Source organism: Flavobacterium sp. (assembly GCF_043780635.1).
Taxonomy (GTDB): Bacteria; Bacteroidota; Bacteroidia; order Flavobacteriales; family Flavobacteriaceae; genus Flavobacterium.
In genome coordinates this window covers 21,678-28,011 of record NZ_JAYWCK010000137.1, presented here as the reverse complement: position 1 = coordinate 28,011, position 6,334 = coordinate 21,678, and the positions used below count along the sequence as shown (strand labels likewise).

The 6,334-nt window shown below is 34.5% G+C and carries 6 protein-coding genes; 5 read left to right on the top strand and 1 reads right to left on the bottom strand.

The window, feature by feature from the left end; genetic code table 11:
* Positions 1-199 precede the first annotated feature (199 nt).
* The gene (locus ACH2BV_RS12530) at positions 200-829 is read left to right on the top strand and encodes a CatA-like O-acetyltransferase (protein WP_395051069.1); all 630 of its coding nucleotides are present in this window, start codon (positions 200-202) and stop codon (positions 827-829) included.
* A gap of 49 nt (positions 830-878) precedes the next feature.
* Here ACH2BV_RS12530 and ACH2BV_RS12525 read toward each other — a convergent pair whose 3' ends face one another.
* The gene (locus ACH2BV_RS12525) at positions 879-1,211 is read right to left on the bottom strand and encodes a single-stranded DNA-binding protein (protein ID WP_395051068.1); all 333 of its coding nucleotides are present in this window, start codon (positions 1,209-1,211) and stop codon (positions 879-881) included.
* 181 nt (positions 1,212-1,392) lie between these two features.
* Between ACH2BV_RS12525 and ACH2BV_RS12520 the strand changes: the two genes are divergently transcribed.
* The 4 genes from ACH2BV_RS12520 to ACH2BV_RS12505 are packed head-to-tail and all read left to right on the top strand — an operon-like array spanning position 1,393 to position 6,242.
* Positions 1,393-2,925: a GNAT family N-acetyltransferase gene (locus ACH2BV_RS12520; RefSeq protein ID WP_395051067.1), complete on the top strand. Its 1,533-nt coding sequence runs from the start codon at positions 1,393-1,395 to the stop codon at positions 2,923-2,925.
* Positions 2,925-3,473, top strand: a complete 549-nt coding sequence (locus tag ACH2BV_RS12515; RefSeq protein ID WP_395051066.1) for a YfiT family bacillithiol transferase — start codon at positions 2,925-2,927, stop codon at positions 3,471-3,473. The genes ACH2BV_RS12520 and ACH2BV_RS12515 overlap by 1 nt, the downstream gene beginning before the upstream one ends.
* 15 nt (positions 3,474-3,488) lie before the next feature.
* On the top strand, positions 3,489-3,839 hold the full coding sequence (locus ACH2BV_RS12510; protein WP_395051065.1) for a hypothetical protein: 351 nt from the start codon (positions 3,489-3,491) through the stop codon (positions 3,837-3,839).
* Between the two features lie 6 nt (positions 3,840-3,845).
* Entirely contained in the window at positions 3,846-6,242 is a 2,397-nt protein-coding gene (locus tag ACH2BV_RS12505) for a M28 family peptidase (RefSeq protein WP_395051064.1), read from the top strand.
* The last annotated feature ends 92 nt before the right edge of the window (positions 6,243-6,334 follow it).

Sequence of the window (6,334 nt, the reverse complement as noted above, 5' to 3'; positions counted from 1 at the left end):
CGCTAGAAAATTAGTTAGAAAAGTTACTTTTATGATAAAATAAACTGCTCTATTTATCCCATAAAAGCCCTAAAGGAAATTTCTTTTAGGGCTTTTTTTTGTCTCATTCTGAAAAATGTTAATTACAAACTTAAAAAGCAGGTCAACAAAAATTAAAAGAATTGCTGTACTTTTGAATAATTAAATTTTACCCAAAACAGTGAAAACCCTTTTAGACTTAGAAAACTGGAACCGAAAAGAACATTTTTTGTTTTTTAAACAAATGGAAGAACCTTTTTTCGGAATTACCACAACCATCGATTGCTCGAAAGGATATGAAACCGCAAAACAATTAGGAACTTCCTTTTTTGTGTATTATTTGCACAAAACCATCGTTGCCGTAAACACTATTGAATCATTTCGTTATCGAATAATTGACAATGAAATTTACATCTACGATACAATTGATGTGTCAGCGACGATAATGCGAGAAGACAAAACTTTTGGGTTTTCATTGATCGAATATTCTGCTAATTTTGATGTTTTTGCAAAAAACGCATTCCAGGAAATAGAAAGAATAAAAAATACTCCAGGACTTTTCACCAGAGAATTTCCAAGTGATAATTTGATTCATTTTTCGGCAATACCTTGGATAAATATCACTTCGCTTTCTCATGCCAGAAGTTATACTTTTCCGGATAGTTGCCCTAAAATTTCTTTTGGGAAAATGATGATTGACAATAATGGCAAAAGAACCATTTCGATGTCAATTCACGTGCATCACGGTTTGATGGATGGTTATCACGTGGGACAATTCGTGGATTGTTTTCAGGAATTGATGAATAAATAAAAAAGGCTCCCGTTTCCGGAAACCTTTTGTTACATAAAAAATCTTGAATTTATTTTCCTAAAAGAAGTACATCATTCGCGACAACTTCAGTAATATATCTTTTTTCTCCATTTTTATCGTCGTAACTTCTGTGAGTTAATTTTCCTTCGATGGCAATTTGAAGACCTTTGGTTACATATTTTTCGATGATTTCGGCAGTTTTTCCCCAGGCTACTACTTTGTGCCATTCGGTTTGTTCCACTTTTTCTCCTTTGTCATTTTTGTAACTATCGTTTGTGGCGATTGTCAAATTGGCTACTTTTTTTCCTCCATCAAGATTTTTGATTTCTGGATCGTTACCTACGTTTCCGATTAACTGTACTGTGTTTTTCATTGCATTCATGGCGTGTAAATTTAAATTGTTAGTAAACGTTATGTTGAATTGTTCTTTCAAATCAACAGGGCAAAGATGCGATGACTCTAAAAATTTATTCGGTATATAACTACTTACTTTCGGTTGTAACTATTTGTAACCGTTTGTAAATGGAAATTTATTATCTATATTTGTTGTATATCAAAAACTTATGCAAACCAAAATAAAGAAAGTAGAATTAAGAAATCTGCAAATTGAAGATTACAAGGAGCTGAAAAAGTCAATGAAAATGGCCTATCCAGAGTTGGAAGATTCCTACTGGAAAGAACCAGATATCGAAAATTTATTGGAAAGATTTCCTGAAGGACAATTAGTTATTATAGCAGACGGAAAAGTTGTTGGCGCCGCCTTATCTTTAATTCTGGATGAAGTTTTAGTTGATAAAAACCCTAATTACGCAAAAATAACAGGAAATTACACTTTCTCAACACACAACCCAAAAGGTGAAATTTTATATGGAATTGATGTGTTTATCAACCCTGATTATAGAGGATTGCGTCTTGGAAGAAGATTGTATGACGCCCGAAAAGAATTATGCGAAAAACTGAATTTAAAAGCCATCGTTTTTGCAGGAAGAATTCCAAATTACAACGAACACTCCAAAAAACTGACACCAAAAAAATACATCGATAAAGTAAAACGAAAAGAATTGCACGACCCTGTGCTTTCCTTTCAATTGAGCAATGATTTTCACGTAATGAGAATTATGAAAAACTATCTGGAAGGAGACTTAGACTCAAAAGAATTTGCAGTATTATTAGAATGGAACAATATTTATTATGATGAAAGTCCGGTACTTATAAATACCACAAAAAGCATCATCAGACTTGGATTAATCCAATGGCAAATGCGTCCGTTGGCAAACTTAGACGCTTTGTTCGAACAAGCCGAATTTTTTATTGATGCCGTATCTGGTTATAAAAGTGATTTTGCCGTTTTCCCCGAGTTGTTTATAGCTCCATTGATGGCGGATTATAATCATTTATCGGAGCCAGAAGCCATCAGGGAACTTGCGAAATATGCAGACCCTATTCGAAAAAAATTTCAGGAATTTGCCATTTCTTACAACATCAATATCATTTCAGGAAGCATGCCTTTCTTAGAAAACGGCACTTTGTACAATGTTGGATTTCTTTGCAAAAGAGACGGAACTTCCGAAATGTATTATAAAATTCACGTTACCCCAAATGAAGTAATGCATTGGGGAATGAAAGGCGGCTCACAAATTAAAACTTTTGATACCGATTGCGGAAAAATAGGTATCATGATTTGCTATGATGTAGAATTTCCAGAACTCTCCCGACTCTTGGCCGATGAGGAAATGAATATTTTATTTGTGCCATTTTTAACAGATACACAAAGTGGCTACGTAAGGGTAAGACATTGCTCTCAAGCCCGAGCCATCGAAAACGAATGCTATGTAGCTATTGCCGGATGTGTTGGAAATCTTCCAAAAGTAAACAATATGGACATTCAATATGCGCAAACTGCGGTGTTTACGCCATCTGATTTTGCTTTTCCAAGTACCGGGATAAAAGCAGAAGCAACCACTAATACCGAAATGACCTTAATCGTAGATGTAGATTTAAATTTACTGAAAGAACTTCACGAACACGGAAGTGCTCGAATCCTGAAAGACCGAAGAACAGATTTATATGAAATCAATAGAATTAATAAAACATAATGGAAAACAATTTCAATCTCGAAAAACTAAAATTCCCGATAGGAAGATTTCAAAAACCGGATTCAATAACAGAGAATGATTTGAAAATCTGGATAGAAGTCATTCAAAATTTTCCAATTAAAATTATGCACCTGACCTCCAACCTTTCTGTCGAAGAATTGCATTGGGTTTATCGCCCAGAAGGCTGGTCAATAAAACAAGTGGTACATCATTGCGCAGATAGTCATATGAATAGTTTCATCCGATTCAAATTGGCTTTGACCGAAGATGTTCCAACCATAAAACCGTATCAAGAAGCAAAATGGGCCGAACTCGCAGATAGTAAATCGGACAATATTTTACCATCCATTCAAATAATCGAAGGCGTACATTCTCGTTGGGCTTTGCTTCTAAAAAGCTTTGGAGAAAAGGAATTAAAGAAACAATTTATTCATCCGGCAAACAACAAAACATCTTGTTTAGACGAAATAATTGGGCTTTATGCTTGGCATTGCAACCATCATTTGGCACATATATACCAAGCTTTAATAAACAAAGGTCAATTTTAAGAAAAACAAAAAGCTATGACTAAAACCTGCCTTGAATGTGGAGACAAAATTGTAGGCCGCGAAGACAAAAAGTTTTGCAGCGATGGCTGTCGCAATGCCTACAACAACAAAATAAACAAAGACAGCACTAATTTTATGCGCAATGTTAACAACAAATTGCGCAAGAATTACCGCATTCTTTCAGCCTTGAATGTCGATGGAAAAGGCAAAACCACAAAATCAAAACTTTTGAGCAAGGGTTTTGATTTTGAATTTTTTACAAATATTTTAGAAACTAAAACAGGAAACACCTACTTTTTTGTTTATGACCAAGGCTATCGCGCACTGGAAGATGATTATTATATGCTTGTCAAAAAAGAAATTTAGAACCCAATGAAAAAAAGTTATTCCTCCATTTTATCAACACTATTTATCCTAGGAATCCTTGGATTTATTTTCTTCACATTGATGCCACAATGGACATCTGATGAAGAAGTTCCGCTTTCGGAATTTTCAACCGAAAGAGCTTTGGAACAAGTGAAAAATATTTCGAAAGAACCTCATTTTGTGGGTTCTGAAAATCACGAGGTTGTTGCCAATTATTTGGTAAAAGAATTGCAAAAAATGGGTTTGGAAACTTCCCTTCAGGAGGGTTTTTCTTTCACTGAAAATGGAATCTTGACCAAAAGCAAGAATATCTTATCTCGAATAGATGGGACAAACAGTGACAAAGCATTGCTGTTACTTTCACATTACGACAGCGCACCGCATTCTTTTTCTCACGGAGCGAGCGATGATGGCTCTGGTGTAGCAACAATTTTGGAAAGTGTTCGCGCTTTTATAAATAATAAAACACCCCACAAAAACGACATTATTATTTTATTTTCGGATGGCGAAGAACTAGGGTTAAATGGCGCAGCACTTTTTGTAACGCAACACCATTGGGCAAAAGAAGTTGGCGTAGTGCTAAATTTTGAAGCCAGAGGTTCTTCAGGACCAGGTTATATGTTTATGGAAACCAATTCAGGAAATGCTGGATTGGTAAAAGAATTCGCTGCAGCAAATCCAAAATTTCCAGTTTCAAATTCTTTAATGTACAGCATTTACAAAATGTTGCCTAACGATACTGATTTGACAGTTTTTAGAAAAGAAGGCAATATTCAAGGGTACAATTTTGCTTTTATTGATAGTCATTACAATTATCACACAATTCAGGATGATGCTAATCATTTAGACAAAAATACCTTGGCACATCAAGGAGAATATTTAATGCCATTATTGAATTATTTTTCGAATGCTAATTTAAACACAACCCAAGCTACCGAAGATTATGTCTATTTCACGATTCCTTTTACTTTTATAAGCTATCCTTTTAGCTGGGTTTTACCAATGGTCATCATCGCTTTTGTGCTCTTACTAATTTTAATATTCATAGGAATTGGCAAACGAATTATAATCGGCAAAGAAATTTGGAGAGGATTTATACCTTTTTTAAGTTCAATAATCTGTTCAGGATTAGTTACCTTTTTTGGATGGAAATTATTGCTAAAAGTCTATCCACAATACAACGATTTACTCAACGGATTCACTTATAATGGCCACGATTATATTGCGGCTTTCGTATTGTTGAGTTTGTCAATTTGTTTTGCTTTTTACCAACGTTTCTCTATCAAAAAAGTGACGATGAACCATTTCATTGCGCCATTATTTATTTGGATTCTCGTCAATGGATTGATTGCATTCTTCCTAAAAGGAGCTGGATTTTTGATAATTCCAGTTTATGCAGGATTGATTATGTTGGCTTCTTTTGTACTTACCCAAAAATCCAATTGGAAACTGAATCTCTTTCTAAGCATTCCCTCATTGCTGATTATTGCGCCTTTTATTGAAATGTTTCCAATAGGTTTGGGATTAAAAATACTCGTTGGAAGTGCTATTCTTACTGCGTTGGCTTTTGGTTTATTGCTACCGATTTTTGGCTCGTTTACACGAAAAGGAATGTCGTCGTTACTATTGTTTATGGTTGCATTTGGTTTTTTTGCAAAAGCGCATTATTTTTCCGATTATGAATTGGGGAAAGCCAAATCAAATAGTTTGGTCTATATTCTGGATGCTGATAAAAACAAGGCCTATTGGGCATCTTATGACACCAATCTTGATGAATGGACAAAAGCTTATTTGGGAGAAAACCCAAAAGGGGCTAAAGAATTAAACTCAATTCCATTACCTAGCAAATACAAAACTGGATATAGTTTTATGGCTGATGCGCCAATGAAAGAAATTGCAAAACCAACAATCGAGTTTTTGAAAGACAGCGTTGTTGGTGCCAATCGTTATTTAAAAATACGAATTACGCCAAACAGAAAAGTAAATCGTTACGATGTTTTTGCCAATGAAAATCTAGAAATCCAAAATTTCAAAGCCAATGGAATGACTCTTTTAGGTCAAAAAACTTCAAAATACGAGCGCAAAGACAAAAAATTGTTGAGTTATTATGTCGTTGATCAACTGCCGCTGGAAATCGAATTTAGTATTCCTGCTTTAAGCGTTTTAGATTTGGATTTATTTGAAAGTTCCTTCGATTTGATGAATAATCCCCTGTTTTCGATGGCAAAAAGAGCCAATTGGATGATGCCAACACCGTATGTTTTGAATGACGCTGTTGTAATTAAACAAAAAATAAAACCAAGTGCGAAAATAGTTGAAGTAAAACCTTTGAACTCCAGAATGCAATATGCTGTCAAAAAAGATAGTGTAGCGGTTGTGAAAGACAGTTTGAAAAAACCATAATATGGGATCACAAATTGTGATTGTATATAAATTTTAGAAATACAATTTAAGTAGGAAATTATTGACTATATTCGCTGAAAACCCATTTCCCT

Coding starts and splice junctions, on each gene's coding strand:
- ACH2BV_RS12525 (WP_395051068.1), bottom strand. CDS start 1,211: ATGAATGCAATGAAAAACACAGTACAGTTAATCGGAAACGTAGGTAAC.
- ACH2BV_RS12520 (WP_395051067.1), top strand. CDS start 1,393: ATGCAAACCAAAATAAAGAAAGTAGAATTAAGAAATCTGCAAATTGAA.
- ACH2BV_RS12515 (WP_395051066.1), top strand. CDS start 2,925: ATGGAAAACAATTTCAATCTCGAAAAACTAAAATTCCCGATAGGAAGA.
- ACH2BV_RS12510 (WP_395051065.1), top strand. CDS start 3,489: ATGACTAAAACCTGCCTTGAATGTGGAGACAAAATTGTAGGCCGCGAA.
- ACH2BV_RS12505 (WP_395051064.1), top strand. CDS start 3,846: ATGAAAAAAAGTTATTCCTCCATTTTATCAACACTATTTATCCTAGGA.